We start from the raw sequence: 16,067 nt of genomic DNA, 5'->3' as shown, positions 1-16,067 counted from the left end.
GTCAGAAAATCAGGTGTCATATTTTGCTGAGCTTCTCAAAAAGCTCAGCCATTCCTTTTAAGGTCATATGACCTTTTCTTGTGATCATATAATCTCCGCGTTCACTTCGCTGGACTATCATCCCAGTATCAAGAAGTTTCTGTATGTGGAACAGGAGGTTTCCGCCTCTGAGGCCTGTGGATTTTGATATATCGGAAAAGCTCCGGGCAGATGAGTTCAGCAGTCGAAGAATGCAGAGTCTTTGCCTGTTGGCAAGCGGTTCACAGATCTGGCTTACTATCTCATCAGAGATATTTTCAATGTCCATGGAAACCACAGAAGATTGTTCCTCAACCGGAGATATGCTAAAGGATCTTATGAGGTCCACCTGTTTTTCAAATATCCGTGTTGTAATTTCCAGACAGTTGTCACAGTTCTCAAAAACTGCCATTTCTTTAAGGTTTTCAAATCTTTCTCTGAACTCTGCCAGAGAGACCTCATTTACCCTATCCTCAAGCAAAAGCAAGGCCATTTCCTGAAGAAGACCTGAAAAAGCAGATTTACATGATTCCCCATTCTTACAGCTGGAATCAAGTCCGATTGAAAGATTTTCGTTCGCATCAGCCATCATGTACTGGATGACCGGCCTGGAAAGTCCGCCTTTCATTTCCATGAAAAGAGCATCCGAATATCTGTGACCTGATATTTCAAGTGCCCTGTTGACATCTTTTTTCAGGGATTTTATCTCTGATCTAAGACTCCTGAACTCTTCCAGATAGACGTTTTCCGCAATATTAGCCGCGGCTTTATCATCACTGCTTGCATTACTACTCAAAAATATCCTTCCGTTTTCAGCCTGGTATATAAACATGTTATTAAACTATATTAATCTATACTAACCTGATTTCCAGAAAGATTCAGCATGATTGGATTCGCAGAAAAAATAGTGAACACAATCAAACATGATATATAGATGAAGAGTGTAGGCATGTAAGAAGCTTTACAGCAAGTATTTATTACTGACTTATGGGGATGAATCAACTTGATTTGCTCAGTACTGGATAATGACCTATACAAATTGACCATGCAGATGGCAGTCCTTGAGCTGTTCCCGCAGGCAACCGCAGAATACAGATTCACCAACCGGGGAGGACAGCGCTTCACACCGGAATTTGTGGAAGAGCTTAAAAGACTTATCAAGGAAGAGATTCCTTTATTCCGCCTGACAGATAATGAATATACTTGGCTGAAAGCAGAATGTCCTTTCTTTAAACCCAGTTATGTTGAATATCTCAGAAACTACCGTTTTGATCCTTCTGAAGTTTCTGTGTCCCTGACTGAAGACAATAATCTTGACCTTGTGGTAAAAGGGCCCTGGCACAGCAGCATTCTCTGGGAAATTGTTCTTATGTCAACAATTTCCGAACTTTATTTTGATATGGTTGAAAACGAATGGAAAAACACAGATCCTGAAACAGGCAGGACTTATGACGAACAATTGCAGGATTACGCCAAACTCATGGAGAATATCGGCAGGGAGCTTGAGGAGAACAAATGTAGTTTTTCAGAGTTTGGAACACGCAGGAGACGCAGCTTCAAAATACATGATATAGCTGTTGGGGTATTGCATCAATGCAGGGCATTCTCAGGAACAAGTAACGTTTTTCTTGCGAAGAAATATGGTGTCAGACCTATCGGTACAATAGGCCATGAATGGATAATGGGTACTTCAGCCCTTATGGGAATGCGAAATGCCAATCTTTTTGCACTGGAGAACTGGGTAAATGTTTACAAGGGAAATCTTGGTATTGCTCTTTCGGACACTTTTGGTTCGGAACCTTTTTTCAGGAATTTCAACCTGAAATTGTCCAAACTTTACGATGGTGTAAGACATGATAGTGGTGACCCACTTGTCTTTGCAGACAGGGTGATTGAACACTACAGGAAAATGGGAATTGATCCCCTGACAAAAGTTGTGGTCTTCAGTGATTCACTTTCGGCTTCAGTTGCCATTGAGATTAAGAAGAAATGCGAGGGACGCATAAACTGCAGTTTCGGAATAGGTACAAGTCTTACAAACAACTATGATTTTTTCCGTTCAAGTCCTCCTCTGAATATGGTCATCAAATTACACAGTATCAATGATATACCGGTTGTAAAACTGAGCGATGATGAAGGCAAAGAGACAGGAGATAAAGACGCACTGCGTGTTGCCAATTACATATTTGGCCGCAAAGGACTTGATGACTAGAAAAAGACCGATTAATAAAATATGCCAGGGTTAAATAAATCCAGTAACCTGTGACATAATTCCCAGTGATACCATTAGAAAAACATATACCATTAATATCAAAAAACCTTTCTTAATTTCGACATATGTACTGGTTTTCATAAAGCACTCACCATTTTAATATTAGTTTCCGTACTATATAAACATTCTGAAATAATGATACTTAATAAGATATTATTTTTGTAGTGTACACACACTTTGAGGATAGTTTATGGAATATAAATGCTGTATATGTAGTTGATATCATATCCGATACCTGAAAAATTGAAAATAAGCAAAAAAGCTGTGAGACAATAACCCCATCAACAAACACAACCCCCATCCGCTCATACTCCACTTCTGGTGTTAAATGAAAGATACAAGTTTATAGCGTCCGATTATGGACATGGTCTGAGGGGAGATTTAAGAAACCGGGATAACTTTATCTTTCACTATCATCGTTTTTCCGTTTTTATGTGTTTGTTGACTAATTCTGGTACATATTAATACTTAATAAATATATCCATGAATTGATATATCATAATGATGATATAGAGCAGTAATCTTTGAGATATTTTATCTGATAATCACAGAATAGCGACTAACTATCAAAAAGTGATCGTTTAACCGGAAATGTGTTTCTTATATGATAATACTTATATGTTTGTATAACTATTAGAGTACCTGATAATCAAAACAGACCACAAACTCAGGCTGTAAGAATTAAGAACTACAAAACACGAAATAGTATCAAGGGGAAATAATATGGAAAAAATTAATGAAACAATGAGCGTATACCAGATATTAAGCGAATATCCCTTTTTACTGAAAATATTCAAGCAGCATGGTCTGGGAAAATTCGAGACAAAGGATGTTCTCGAGCAACTCGGACCATTACTGAAACTAAAAACTGCTCTTTCAATGGTATCAGTAAACAAGGATTCATTTATTGAATTACTTAATCAGGCTGTGGCAGACAATGAAGCAAAAGGGGATTTTACTCTTGCAGATGCTCCGCAGAGACAGAAAGAGCTCACAATGCTTGCACTTTTGCCATGTGGCATGAAAATGCCCTTTAACCGTGCTCTTAATGAATTCTCAGCCGAGTACAGCAAACAAACAGGCAATGTACTCCATTCACTAGTAGAAGGAAATGTTAATCATGAACTTTCCTATTATGCGTATATGGACTCGGTCACCTCGGTTGAAGAATTACCGGACATAATCATCAGTTCTGACATTAACAGTTTCTACCATAAACCATTCCAGGAAAACTTCCTGAGTCATGAATATTTTACAGACCTTGGTCCATCTCCAATGAACAGTGATTTTGAAGCAATTGATTTTGCTGACCCTCGTGGACAATTTACTATGGTTTCGGGAAATCTGCTTGTTCTTGTTACAATAGATGAACTCATGGGAGATAACCCAAAACCAGAATCATGGGAAGATATCTTGAAAGAGGAATTCAGGAACAAGGTTGCCATGCGTGGCCAGAATGGATTCTTCTGTAACGGTGTATTGCTTCCGTTCTACCAGATGTATGGTACAGAAGGAATTAAAAAACTGGCATCATCAATTTATCTGGGACTGCACCCATCCCAGATGGTGAAGATGATAGACAGCAAGAAGGATGATGTTCCTCCAATGTATATCATGCCTCATTTCTTTGCCATGAAAATAAAGGACAAGTCCAGGGTCTCAATCACCGTACCAAAAGAAGGTGCGATAGTAAGTCCGGTGCAGATGCTGGTCAAAAAGGAAGCAACTGAAAGGGTAAAGGAAATTACTGATTTCCTGTGTGGAAAAAAATTCGGTGAGATTTCTGCCAGGGCTTTCTTCCCGACTACAAACCCGGAAGTCAAAAATAAAATGGACGATGTAGGTTCACTCTACTGGCTTGGATGGGATTTCCTGCTGAACAATGATATCGGTGCACTCAAAAAAGAGATTGCGGAGGTATTCAACAAACAGTTCATGACAACCGGAGGTGTGATTTGAGACTTGTTACTGTAGCAGGTCCTCCATCTTCAGGAAAAACCAGCATAATTGTCAGGACAATTGAAGATCTCAGGAATAAAGGTTTCACAGTTTGTGTTGTAAAATTCGATTGCCTGTCTTCACAGGACGAAGAGCTCTATTCGTCTTACAGCATCCCTGTCAGAACCGGTCTTTCTGGAGGGCTATGTCCTGATCACTTTTTTGTGAGCAATATTGAAGAAGCTCTGAAATGGGCTGAAGACAGGAAGTTTGACTTCCTGATTACAGAAAGTGCAGGTCTTTGCAACCGTTGTTCTCCTCACATAAAGGATGTTATGGCAATCTGTGTAATTGACAATCTCAGCGGTGTCAATACACCTAAAAAGATTGGACCAATGCTAAAACTTGCAGACATAGTTGTCATCACCAAAGGTGATATTGTATCACAGGCAGAGCGTGAGGTCTTTGCCTATAGAGTTAGACAGGTAAATCCAGGGGCAATGATTATCCACATCAATGGTGTCACGGGACAGGGTAGTTTCTACCTTGCAAAGCAGGTTGAAAAAACCAGTTCAGTTGATACACTACAGGGAGCAACGCTCAGGTTTACCATGCCTGGTGCTTTGTGTTCATATTGTCTTGGTGAGAGAAAAATAGGTGATGACAGGCAGATAGGTGTTTCAAAACTGGTCAATTTCAGAGGAGATGACTAAAATGCGGACTACTCTTCTTAACATGACAATAGATGAGATCATGGAAATGATGCCCTGGATAGAGGATTATTTCTCTTCATATGAAATCAACCCTGCTGAGATTGCAAACCTTAAACTGGAAGAGTTAGGTTCAACGCCTGGAGAGGATTATTTTACAGAAAAAGGAACCAGTTATCATGACTTTATTGACGGTTTCTTCATGTTTATCGAGCAGGTCAAAGCTCTCCAACAGGATAGCGGATTTTCCATCAATTCACTGACTGTACTCCCTGGAAGAAATAAAAATGATGAAAAAGAGGCTTTTTCAGTTGAGCTGAAAAAAGGAAAAGTGACAGCAATTGTCGGCCCTACGGGTTCAGGCAAATCCCGTTTACTTGCTGATATTGAATCCCTTGCACAGAAAGACACACCCACTGGACGAAGCATACTGGTGGACGGACGCTCTCCAACCGATGAAGAACGTTTCTCAACTGAAGGCCGCTTTATAGCTCAACTCTCCCAGAACATGAACTTTGTTATGGATCTAAGTGTTGAGGATTTCCTCACACTACACGCTGAAAGCCGTATGGTTGATGAGATTCACCACATTGTCCGGAAGATATACGATACTGCAAACGTCCTTGCAGGTGAGAGTTTCAGCCGTGAAACGCCGGTTACACAACTATCAGGAGGACAATCCAGAGCATTAATGATAGCAGACACAGCACTTCTGAGTCCTGCATCAGTTGTCCTGATAGACGAAATAGAAAATGCCGGAGTTGATAAGGTAAAATCCCTTGAACTTCTGGTAAGCAATAACAAAATAGTCCTTATCAGCACTCACGACCCACTTCTGGCCCTGTCGGCAGACCAGCGTATTGTCATCAAAAACGGTGGAATCTCAAAACTCCTGAAAACCACAGACGATGAAAAAAAGCACCTTGCCAGTCTTGAGAAAATTGACCGGAAGATCACACTTATGCGAGATCAGTTGAGGACAGGGGAAGAGATTGATTTGAGTGATTTGTTGATTTAGGTTGAATTGGCCAATTCCCCATAATCATATAAGAAATTTGATAAGTATTTATGTTCCATAGTATTAGCTTAAGCACATAACTTCTAAAAACTCTTAGGTGGGTGAGATATCTTTATTAACTTTAAAACAAATCATTTTTATATGGATTACTATTTTTTGAAAAAAAATGAAAACGCATTAGAATCATTTTTAATGTATATTATTTCAACATTATTCTTTTTTTTAGTAATACTAATAAACAATAATCAAGTACCAACAGTAGCTCTTATGCTCTATATTTTGACAGTTCTTTTTGCATATTCTAATAACAACGATAAATCTTCAAGAACTAAAATAATAAACATATTAGAAGTCTGTTTATTTGTAATATTTATTTTTTTATTTGTTGATTGGGTTTGGGGATATCAAATAATAGATATTCAATTTGAGATTAATGACAATAGAATGTTGGTTCTAACAACTTTTTTGTACGTTTATTTAACATATAAGATGATTCGAGGTAATAGCGAAATTTTTGTATTTCAAAAATCTCCTTATCTTAGGATAAATTCTAGTGATAAGCCAAATTACTTAAAAATGGATCTCCTCAAGATTGAGTGGGTAATTTAATATTCTGTTCATCCAATCCATATTGGATGGACGATAAACTCTTGATTCAAATGGCTCTGGGAATAACCCCTCCATGGTATGTGAAAGACATTGATCTTAATGTTTCTAAGAAAAGAATGGATATTTATCTAGATTTTACCAAGGGAACGAAGTTCCCTTGCCCAGTTTGCAACAAACTGTGTGATCTCCATGATACCAAAGAAAAAGTATGGAGACACCTTGATTTCTTCCATCATGAAACATACATTCATGCACGAGTTCCCCGAACAAAGTGTGATGGAGATGATGTAAAACTTGTAGAAGTTCCATGGACAAGACAAAATACTGGATTTACATTATTTTTCGAAGCACTAATCGTTGCAATGTCCAAAGAAATGAGTGTTTCTTCAATTGCTGAATTGATCAATATTCATGAAAATTCTGTATGGATAATTCTAGCTCATTATGTTGAAGAAGCCAGAGCAAAGATGGATCTCTCTGAGTTAGATACTATTGGAGTAGATGAAATATCTGTCAAAAAAGGTCACAGCTATGTGACCTTGTTCTATGATCTAAATCAATCAAGAGTAATTCATATTGAAAATGGAAAGAAAAGAAGTGTTTTCAAGAACTTCAGGGAAGTTCTTTCCAGAAAAATAGACCCTGATAATATCAAGTATATTTCAATGGACATGTATCCTGCTTTTAGGGGTGGAGCAAGGGAATATTTCCCAAATGCTAAGATCGTTTACGATAAGTTCCATATTGTCAAAATGATGAATGATGCAATTGATAAGGTTCGAAGAAAGGAGTATCAAACAAATAAAGATCTGGGTAAAACGAGATTCATGTGGTTGAAAAATCCTGAAAATCTATCGGATAGGGAAATAGCTAAGATTCGATCAATCAAAGATTTGGATACTAAAACAGCAAAAGCTTACAGATTTAAGCTTGGACTTCAACGTCTGTGGGATATAAAAAATATAGAGGTAGCGAGGGAATATCTTGACAAATGGCATTATTGGGGAACACATAGCAACATCAAGGAAATTATCACATTGGCCAAGATGATTAAAAGAAATTCTCATGGGATATTGGAATCAATCAAACAAGGTATCAGCAACGGTGTTGTTGAAGGATTGAACAACAAAATTAAAACTGCTTTTAAGAGATCATATGGATTGAAGACTGAGAAGTGTAGGAATACAATGATATTCTTGATGGCGGGTAAACTTCGTTTACCCACACGATGTTAAAGAGAGCCTTAAAAATTAAAAATACAAGTAATTTCTCAGCTTCTTATGTTTCTATAGATATAGAATTACTATATCCTCTCCCCAATAATCAAATTCAAGTAATTTATACATGGATTAAAAGAAAAATTGATCTTTCTTTATATAAGAAAAAGCAAAACTTCTTTTCTACATGGATATGTGAGATTATAGAACCTGATAGTGAGATAATCGTGGATTATAATGATGAACTATTGTCATTATTGCCCTTAAAAGGAATTAAAACCGATGAGAAGAATATCGTATATTATGCCACTGATGAATTAATTTTTCAGATAATTGTAAAGTTGGCTTATTCTCAAGAAAACGAAATAAAAGTTCGGAAAACAGAATATAAACAATTTCTGTTCAGTTTAAACAGTTCTGAATTTGTATTAATTGCTGATAGTAGCACTCCAGCAAAAAAGCAGTTTTAAAAGATAATATATTGGTAAATAAGTGATAGAGGTGCAATTATACCAATCTAAATATCATATTTTTAACATTCATATTTTATTCATAAACAAAATGAAAGCCAGCGAATTTCAACTGAAAAATAAACTTCTGTTCCTACCTCTGTCCGAATTTGCTATTATCAAAGAGAATGTAAATAAAAGTAAAAACACCGCCATGCACAACCCTTTTATACAAATAAACCCATGATAAAGTGCTTTAAAATAAGACTGTTATTCGCTAAACGTATTGACATTAAATGGCATTTACTTTTACTGTAGATTTCTATTTTGCATTATGTTTTCAGCTACTTCAGGTATTTTAGGCTTTATAAAAAAGGACGTGAATTTAAAATGTTCAATAACAGAGAAGAATCAACTGCTCCAGTAGATGCCGGAGAGACATACGACGTAACAATTGAAGATATCGCAAGAGAGGGTGACGGAATTGCAAGAGTAAGCGGTTTTGTAATCTTCGTACCAGGCACATCCGTAGGCGATGAAGTAAGCATCAAGATCACAAAAGTACTCAGAAAGTTCGCTTTCGGAGAAGTTGCTGAATAAGCAACTTAACTTTTTTATTGAATTATTCAACACTTAAGTTTTCTCTACTGTTTTTACTAATTTCTTTAATCTGCTTGTACTCTTGTATCACAGAGTTGCAAACATCTGAATTATGAAATTATTTTTCAAATACCTAAAACAACTACCTATATCAACTATTTGAAAAATCATAAATAAGCTTCGTACTTATCACAAAAAGAATGGAAGATAATAGTGAAGACAATAATCACTAAAATAGGAAAGCAAAAATCTCATGACTTAAAGATTAAAATCAATTAAAAGATGAATAAAAATTCATCTATTTAAGGAATCCTTTTTTCTCCAGCCAGTTAACCTGTGGTCTGGTGTATTTCCAGATAACATCGGCTTTCTCGTCCTGGATTTCCCATGGAGTAGCAATAACAATATCGCCTTCACGAACCCACATTCTCTTCTTCTTTGAGCCAGGTATCCTGCCCATACGGACAACACCGTCCATACACTGCAACCTTACCCTGTTAGCTCCGAGTAAACTTGAAACAGTTGCAAGAACCTCACCATTGTCTTTACGTGGTGTTCTTACTCTGACAACTTCACCGTCAGTGTTTCCTCCACTTGCGTTACTTTTCCTCTTTTTACTTCTATAATTAGCCAGATTAATACCTCATTGTGAACTGTTTTTGTTTCTGCTTTATTCAAATACAAGACATTAATGACAAATGATGTCTGGATAACACAACATCAAGAATATCCCAGTCAAATAAAACAAACATGCATTACCTGTTACTGAAAAATAATAGGATATTAACAGTTTTTAACAGGTACTTGATTATCGGTAGTCAATAAACAGGGTCATAGTATATAATATGAACCGTAGGATATAAATGAAATTGGGAAAATCCCAATTATTTAATCAGCATACTTCGCCCATATTATACAATAAACCGCATTTCGGAATAATTACCTGTTTTCAGCCAGCATGATCTTAACAAGGCCAGCTGCTATATCCATGGTAGTGCAATCCTCATCAAGCATTTTTTCCACCCAGTGGACATATTTGCCAAGATGTCCTTCATCTATGGTTTCCTTTACTCTGTTTGCAAGCATACCTGCCTTGATTTCCTCGGCATCGCTTCTTGTCGGAACCTTCTTGCACTTTATCTTGGTCTTAGTATACTTCTGGATGCTCTTGATTTTGTAGATCTCCCTTGCAGTTACAAAAGTAAGTGCAATTCCCTGCCTTCCTGCACGGCCGGTTCTACCAATCCTGTGAACATATGATTCTTCATCCTGTGGCATATCAAAATTGAATACAACCTCAATATTCTCCACATCAATACCACGTGCAGCCACATCAGTAGCAACAAGTGTTTCAATTTCACCATTCCTGAAGCTTGCCATTACTTTCTCTCTCTGGTTCTGCTTCATATCACCATGCAAACCATCTGCGAGATAACCTCTGGCTTTCAGAGTGGTAACAAGGTCATCTACCATCCTTTTAGTATTACAGAACACAAGAGATGACTTTACATCATAAATGTCTATCATTCTGCAAAGAACATCAGGTTTCATGTGATGCTTGACCTCAAAATAGGACTGTTCCATGTTTGGCGCAGTAACTACTTTGTGTATTGTCTTTACATGAGTAGGGTTCTGTTGATACTGTTTTGTCAGCCTCATTATTGGCTTTGGCATTGTCGCAGAGAAAAATATAGTCTGTCTTGTATCAGGAACACTGCTGAGAATTGTTTCAATATCTTCCCTGAAACCCATATCCAGCATTTCATCTGCTTCGTCGAGCACTATCATATCCACGCCGTTAAGCTTCAGAGTCTTTCTCTCAATATGATCCATTACTCTTCCAGGAGTTCCAATAACGATATGAACGCCTCTTCTGAGAGCCTTTATCTGTCTGTCAATATTTTGTCCGCCGTAAACCGGAAGTATCTTCACATTAAGATACTTGGCAAGTTTACCCAGCTCTTCTGCAACCTGGTTTGCAAGTTCTCTTGTTGGACAAAGGACAAGTGCCTGTGTCTTCTTGCTGTTAGGGTTTACCATTTCAAGGGCAGGAATTCCAAATGCTGCTGTTTTTCCTGTACCTGTCTGGGCCTGTCCTATGACATCCCTGCCTTCCATAATAAAAGGTATTGCCTGGGTCTGAATAGGAGTTGGTTCCTCAAAACCCAGTTCTTCAATTGCTTTTTCAAGATTTCTTGATAAGTGAAGGTCTTTGAAAGTTGATGATTCCATATTAATAATTCCTGTGATGATACGGCCTTATGCAAAACAAAGGATGAGTTAATTCATCACAGCGGTTTCCAATTTGGCCAGATTTAAAATCGAGTCTATAAACGTTCCAAATTGTTTTGGTAATGCAAAACAAAAAAGATCAGTGCACCCTTAAAGTGCAACAATGGAATTAAGCCTGTCGGTAAAAATGCCAATCTTGAAGGACAAAAGGACAGATAAAGAAAATGTAGTATTTAAATGCAGGATTATTCCTGTGTGATTGACATAAGAATATTGTCAACTTTCAGACACAATTGATGATATGCAGGATTATTTTCAAATTCCATGGCTGTTTTAATAGATCCCAGCTCATCAAGTGCTGTTTCTACTGAAGAATCGTAATCCTTTTCAGCTGCTTTTCTTTCAAGTTTACTGATACTAAGAATTATATCTTCAATCATCCGCGGTTCAATTCTATTTCCGGCGCATGCAACTCCAACTGAACCAATTGAATCAATTATTTTTGCTAATTCACCATCACTATTTCCATCAAGCCCTTTTTGGCCAATATTATAAAGATGATTAGTTACGGTTGAAAGGACGTCCTTCTGATTAACTTCTGCAGCAACGATACCTATCTGCTCCAGTGAAGATGACGCCTGCAATATTGCTTCCATGCTGTCACTTTTTTCAAGCTCATTCCACAGGAACTCGAGATTCATGATGACTATAAAAGCAGCATCTTCATCATAATGATTCAATGTAAATTTTCCAAATCTTGCCAGCCTGGAAAAAATATAATTTGCAATTATTTTGCGCTCGGTATGGTCAAGATCATTATTGGAGAAAATATCTTTAGACCTTAGTCCAATAATATTCAGCCCATTTCTTGTTGTCTCAAAATCATGGTTTAACATTGAACTGCTTACAATATCAATTATGGGCTGTATCGGGTCCTTTTCCAGAGGATCCGCAGCATCTGAGCTAATAGCAGATGTAATGTTGATTGCAGTCAGTTTTGTTGCCTGCATATTCAACAAAGTTGAAGGTTTGAGTGTATTTAGAGTCCTGAAAAGATACGGGAATAATATTGCAAATGAAAAGATGCCTGTGTAATATACAAATGAAATGTGCATATTTATCGCTGCATTACTTTCATCCGGAATTGTTTTTAAAATGAAAAGGCCGTAGCTCATTGATGTAATGTATGTTATCATCAATATCCAGAAATCAGGATTATATGACTTTAGAAGGTCTATCATTCTCACGGAATAAGAGCCTGAAGCCAGTTCCACAGCAACAAGACTTAAAGTCACAATTATTGCCATTATGGCCGCTTCACTCTGAATCAGGGCACTAATCATATATCGTGCACTTGCCATATTGTAATCTGAAGTTCCAAATTCATTGATAAGATAATGAGAAATTCCCGAGCTGAATAGAAACAGAAGAATATAGAATAATATGCGCTGTAACCACAAATGCAGAACATATGTAGAAATCTTTTCGTTTATTGATAATTTAAATGACTTGATTATGTTGATGATATTCATTCCTTTTGCAGTAGCCAGTATTTATGTTAAATATCAAAGCTTAAACTAAGAACTGCAATTTTAATTTGTATCTATTTTTATTCTGTTCTGAGGACTTATGTAATTTTTGGCTGCTACAATAAATCATGATTATTTGTAAATTTGAATAGCAGATATTTATTTATAAACAAAAACCAAAGATAATTAGTGGAGAGTAAACAGGTCTGCAGAGGACAAACTGTTGTTGAAAGACCGATTTGTAAAGTTTATAAGTTAAATTCAAAGCCATAAACGGGGTAATATAATGCCAGAATGGGTAGCTGCTGTTAAAGAAGAAGATCTCAAGGAAGAGAAAATAAAAGTTGTAAACGCAGGTAACAGGCAAATTGCTCTTATTAAAAAGAGCAATGAAATATTTGCAATTGACAATGAATGTCCGCATGAAGGATGCCCACTTAAAAGTGGTTCCCTTGAGGAGTACACACTCAAGTGTGCATGCCATAACTGGGGTTTTGATATAAGGACCGGGGAAAATGTCGATACGGGAGAATATATAGACATGGATGACCCGAAAGTTGAAACCTATGAAACCAAAATTGAAAATGGGATAATCGAAATCCTGGTATAAACATAAGTAACAAGCAACAAGTAACCATAATTTCACTTGCTGAACCTGCAGGATATTTCAACATAAATTGAAGTCATTCTTGAAGAGCGTTAGCTTTTTTTGAATAAAATACCCTTTGATGCTCTCTTTTTCATTCTGGAAAACGAAGAACTCATAACAATATTCATCTGGGTGCTTTCTGAATATTTCCGTTTCTTTTATGGAAAAGTAATTATCATCTCTACAGCTGTATTACCTTTAAATTGATCATTATATTGTCCAGTCTTTTTTTAGATGAACATAATAATCATCCCGGATCTTAAAAATTACAGATTCGTCCATAGGATTGAAGGAGAAATTTAATTAAATTAAATTAAATATTTTTTGGAAGAAAGTTGCAAAATCAGTTCGAACAACAAGAACAATAATATAGAAAAAGAGAGCCATTATAATAACGGGAGGGTTATTTTGAAGAAACTATTAACTATTTTATTATTAGCACTTTTTCTTATAGGTGCCGGCTGTACTGAAACACAGGATGACACTAATAAAAATGCGGTATCTGATGATTCTGTGATAGTGCGTCTTTCATACGGTGCATTCACATTGCCTGAAATGGCAGTTCAGAAAATGGTCATAAATTCCACAGCAATCAATTTCAGCTATTACAATTATCAGGATGAACTGACAGCCAGGTATGTGAAATCAATAGATAAAAAGACCAGAGAAGATTTGATTGCTCTTTTCAATAACAATGATTTCATGGAACTGGACGAACTCTACGAACCTGAAGACGGAGTTCCCATCGTTGCAGATACAGGCGTTCTTGAGATCCAGGTTATGCAGAGTGATACAACAAAGATTGTCAAGGTGGATCCTTATGCATCGCAATACATGCCGGAGAATCTGAATGAAATCAATGATGAACTTATCAGATTGACACAATACGTACTGGCACCAACTGAGGATGAACTGAAAGAAATTGCCAGCGAGTGGATAATGGAAGCACCAACTTACAGTTATGATGGTTCTGATCTTGAATTTGTAGATTACAATGTAAGCCCTGAAAATCCTGCTCAATCTACTTTGAATTATACATTCACAAGTACTCATGGAGGCTATGGAAACAGATCTGAACAGATAGTAACTCAGGTAATCACAGAACATAGTATTGAGGTAATGCTTTACAACAGGAATGTGATATCAGCAACAATTGATGGTGTTTGGGATGAAATTAACCAGGAAATGCTGGAAAAAACTGTCACTATGGCATCAGAAGAGATGAACTGTAATGAGACACCATGGCAGATCTGGTATGCTGAAGGCAATATCAATTTCTTCACGGAACCAACAGAAGAAGAACTTATGATTGCTTACTTTGGGACTGAATATAATATTGAAGTTTTAGAAATGAGTTCCGAAATTACAGGCAATGAAAAATGTCAGTATACAATAAAAATTAAAGAAAGCGCTGTTGAAACACTTTCTGAACTGGGATGGCAGGAGAACTGAAAACTCCTGACAATCCGATTTTTAATTTATTGATTGATAATTATTTTTTATTTTTGCTATTTTTATTTTCAGGTTCATTTAAAATAGAACTTGAAGAAACTCTCAACAGTTACTGTTGTAACGGCTGTATCTGTATTTCCTGCATTATCCATTACTGTTAATGTTAATGTGTATACTCCCGTCCTTGAATATGTGTGGAAGACTGTTTCACCAACTGCTGTGCTGCCATCCCCTAAATCCCAGGTGTATGACATTATAGTTCCATCCGGATCATAGGAATTTGTACCTGCTAATTTTATCTTTTTACCGACTCTTGTAGTATATGGACCACTTGCATCTGCAACAGGTGCTAAGTCAGAAGGAAGAACTTCAATTATCAAAATAATTGTATCTTCCAGATAACCATCACTTGCCGTTACTTCTACAGAATGTTCACCTACCTGACCTGGGTCAGGTGTCCACAGTATGTTGCCTGTAATGTTGTCAAAAGATGCTCCATCAGGAACTGAACTTGCTGAAAATGTCAATATGTCATTATCTGCATCTGCTGCCTGTAATTTCAGATCAAGCAGATTATTCTCAGTAACCTGTACCAGTCCGGGATTTGTTAATACAGGTTTTGAATCAACCAGAACAGTTGCAGGATTAGAAATGAATCCAATAGGATTTGAAGAAGTATCACTCATTATTACATTGCTAAGACCAAAATCAAAGTAACCAGTCTCTTCCCCTGCGACAACAGTCATTTCCGCAACTGTGCCAGCTTCGTTTGCTGACAGGTTTCCAAGAACTGCTGAATATACTGTTCCTGAACCTGTTGATGAAGGAGTGTTTTTTAATTCAAATGCCACAGTTGCTCCGGATTTGGAAAATAAATCCCCTTCATTAACATCAATTAATGAAAAACCCGAAGATGGAAGTGACAGATCAAACTGTACGCCAGATACTGGAGTTACCGGGTTAATATCTATATCTATCGAAAATGTGTTCCCCGGTTCCACCTGGTAACTGGAAGGGTTAACGCTTATTTCACTGATAACAAGATCGGCTGAACTTCCCTCTTCTGTCATCACAGGTAAAATAAGCACAACCATTAAGGTAAATATCGTAAGTAAATGAAATCGTTTTGAAGAATTCATAAAGGCACCTATATGAAGGAACCTTTGTTTGTGCTTATTAGTATGATGTACATAAAATCGCAATTTATGCACACAAAAATATTCATACGGTAAGTTAAGAAGAAGGATATCAGGATAATAAAAACAGAATTAAGAAGATATCAAAGGCTTTACAGAGGGAAGTGTTAGGTACATGCCATAAATTGAAGGTTGTGGAGTTGGAGGTAGAATTGATGGCTTAGTGACCCTTTTTCTG

Annotated in this window: 15 protein-coding genes; 10 read left to right on the top strand and 5 right to left on the bottom strand. The window is 36.9% G+C overall.

The window, feature by feature from the left end:
- Positions 1-16 precede the first annotated feature (16 nt).
- Positions 17-814 carry a winged helix-turn-helix domain-containing protein gene (locus tag V7O61_RS07310; RefSeq protein ID WP_407282278.1) on the bottom strand — a complete coding sequence of 266 codons (798 nt, stop codon included), beginning with the start codon at positions 812-814 and terminating at the stop codon, positions 17-19.
- Between the two features lie 207 nt (positions 815-1,021).
- On the opposite strand from V7O61_RS07310, the gene pncB reads away from it, so the two are divergent.
- The 8 genes from pncB to V7O61_RS07270 all read left to right on the top strand — a co-directional run bounded on the left by pncB (position 1,022) and on the right by V7O61_RS07270 (position 8,831).
- Positions 1,022-2,230, top strand: coding sequence for a nicotinate phosphoribosyltransferase (gene pncB, locus V7O61_RS07305; RefSeq protein ID WP_407282279.1), 1,209 nt, complete (start codon positions 1,022-1,024; stop codon positions 2,228-2,230).
- A 783-nt stretch (positions 2,231-3,013) separates the two neighbouring features.
- Positions 3,014-4,249 (top strand): ABC transporter substrate-binding protein, encoded by a 1,236-nt coding sequence (locus V7O61_RS07300; protein ID WP_407282280.1) that lies wholly within the window; start codon positions 3,014-3,016, stop codon positions 4,247-4,249.
- Complete coding sequence (locus V7O61_RS07295; protein ID WP_407282281.1) at positions 4,246-4,941, top strand: GTP-binding protein; 696 nt, start codon at positions 4,246-4,248, stop codon at positions 4,939-4,941. The genes V7O61_RS07300 and V7O61_RS07295 overlap by 4 nt, the downstream gene beginning before the upstream one ends.
- A gap of 1 nt (position 4,942) precedes the next feature.
- Complete coding sequence (locus V7O61_RS07290; protein ID WP_407282282.1) at positions 4,943-5,956, top strand: ATP-binding cassette domain-containing protein; 1,014 nt, start codon at positions 4,943-4,945, stop codon at positions 5,954-5,956.
- Between the two features lie 141 nt (positions 5,957-6,097).
- Complete coding sequence (locus V7O61_RS07285; protein WP_407347470.1) at positions 6,098-6,565, top strand: hypothetical protein; 468 nt, start codon at positions 6,098-6,100, stop codon at positions 6,563-6,565.
- A gap of 26 nt (positions 6,566-6,591) precedes the next feature.
- A complete protein-coding gene (locus V7O61_RS07280; protein ID WP_023843742.1) occupies positions 6,592-7,800 on the top strand; it encodes an ISL3 family transposase in 1,209 nt (402 codons plus the stop codon).
- Positions 7,794-8,252 (top strand): hypothetical protein, encoded by a 459-nt coding sequence (locus V7O61_RS07275; protein WP_407282283.1) that lies wholly within the window; start codon positions 7,794-7,796, stop codon positions 8,250-8,252. The genes V7O61_RS07280 and V7O61_RS07275 overlap by 7 nt, the downstream gene beginning before the upstream one ends.
- A 369-nt stretch (positions 8,253-8,621) precedes the next feature.
- Positions 8,622-8,831 (top strand): TRAM domain-containing protein, encoded by a 210-nt coding sequence (locus tag V7O61_RS07270; protein ID WP_023846498.1) that lies wholly within the window; start codon positions 8,622-8,624, stop codon positions 8,829-8,831.
- Positions 8,832-9,129: 298 nt separating this feature from the next.
- On the opposite strand, the gene eif1A is transcribed toward V7O61_RS07270, so the two are convergent.
- The 3 genes from eif1A to V7O61_RS07255 form a co-directional block, all read right to left on the bottom strand.
- Positions 9,130-9,465 carry a translation initiation factor eIF-1A gene (gene eif1A / locus V7O61_RS07265; protein WP_084324031.1) on the bottom strand — a complete coding sequence of 112 codons (336 nt, stop codon included), beginning with the start codon at positions 9,463-9,465 and terminating at the stop codon, positions 9,130-9,132.
- 305 nt (positions 9,466-9,770) lie between these two features.
- Positions 9,771-11,063 carry a DEAD/DEAH box helicase gene (locus tag V7O61_RS07260; protein WP_023846496.1) on the bottom strand — a complete coding sequence of 431 codons (1,293 nt, stop codon included), beginning with the start codon at positions 11,061-11,063 and terminating at the stop codon, positions 9,771-9,773.
- 245 nt (positions 11,064-11,308) lie between these two features.
- Positions 11,309-12,424: a hypothetical protein gene (locus V7O61_RS07255; RefSeq protein ID WP_407282284.1), complete on the bottom strand. Its 1,116-nt coding sequence runs from the start codon at positions 12,422-12,424 to the stop codon at positions 11,309-11,311.
- A 454-nt stretch (positions 12,425-12,878) separates the two neighbouring features.
- On the opposite strand from V7O61_RS07255, the gene V7O61_RS07250 reads away from it, so the two are divergent.
- Together V7O61_RS07250 and V7O61_RS07245 are read left to right on the top strand one after the other, a co-directional pair.
- Positions 12,879-13,202, top strand: coding sequence for a Rieske (2Fe-2S) protein (locus V7O61_RS07250; protein WP_023846494.1), 324 nt, complete (start codon positions 12,879-12,881; stop codon positions 13,200-13,202).
- Positions 13,203-13,649: 447 nt separating this feature from the next.
- The gene (locus V7O61_RS07245) at positions 13,650-14,693 is read left to right on the top strand and encodes a hypothetical protein (protein WP_288067718.1); all 1,044 of its coding nucleotides are present in this window, start codon (positions 13,650-13,652) and stop codon (positions 14,691-14,693) included.
- A gap of 74 nt (positions 14,694-14,767) precedes the next feature.
- Here V7O61_RS07245 and V7O61_RS07240 read toward each other — a convergent pair whose 3' ends face one another.
- Positions 14,768-15,832, bottom strand: a complete 1,065-nt coding sequence (locus V7O61_RS07240; protein WP_288067720.1) for a PKD domain-containing protein — start codon at positions 15,830-15,832, stop codon at positions 14,768-14,770.
- Between the last annotated feature and the right edge of the window lie 235 nt (positions 15,833-16,067).

The sequence above is a fragment of the Methanolobus sp. WCC1 genome (assembly GCF_045690315.1).
GTDB classification, from domain to species: Archaea; Halobacteriota; Methanosarcinia; order Methanosarcinales; family Methanosarcinaceae; genus Methanolobus; species Methanolobus tindarius.
This window is presented reverse-complemented; position numbering and strand designations above follow the sequence as displayed.

Coding starts and splice junctions, on each gene's coding strand:
- V7O61_RS07300 (WP_407282280.1), top strand. CDS start 3,014: ATGGAAAAAATTAATGAAACAATGAGCGTATACCAGATATTAAGCGAA.
- V7O61_RS07290 (WP_407282282.1), top strand. CDS start 4,943: ATGCGGACTACTCTTCTTAACATGACAATAGATGAGATCATGGAAATG.
- V7O61_RS07285 (WP_407347470.1), top strand. CDS start 6,098: ATGGATTACTATTTTTTGAAAAAAAATGAAAACGCATTAGAATCATTT.
- V7O61_RS07280 (WP_023843742.1), top strand. CDS start 6,592: ATGGACGATAAACTCTTGATTCAAATGGCTCTGGGAATAACCCCTCCA.
- V7O61_RS07275 (WP_407282283.1), top strand. CDS start 7,794: ATGTTAAAGAGAGCCTTAAAAATTAAAAATACAAGTAATTTCTCAGCT.
- V7O61_RS07270 (WP_023846498.1), top strand. CDS start 8,622: ATGTTCAATAACAGAGAAGAATCAACTGCTCCAGTAGATGCCGGAGAG.
- V7O61_RS07260 (WP_023846496.1), bottom strand. CDS start 11,063: ATGGAATCATCAACTTTCAAAGACCTTCACTTATCAAGAAATCTTGAA.
- V7O61_RS07255 (WP_407282284.1), bottom strand. CDS start 12,424: ATGGCAAGTGCACGATATATGATTAGTGCCCTGATTCAGAGTGAAGCG.
- V7O61_RS07250 (WP_023846494.1), top strand. CDS start 12,879: ATGCCAGAATGGGTAGCTGCTGTTAAAGAAGAAGATCTCAAGGAAGAG.
- V7O61_RS07240 (WP_288067720.1), bottom strand. CDS start 15,832: ATGAATTCTTCAAAACGATTTCATTTACTTACGATATTTACCTTAATG.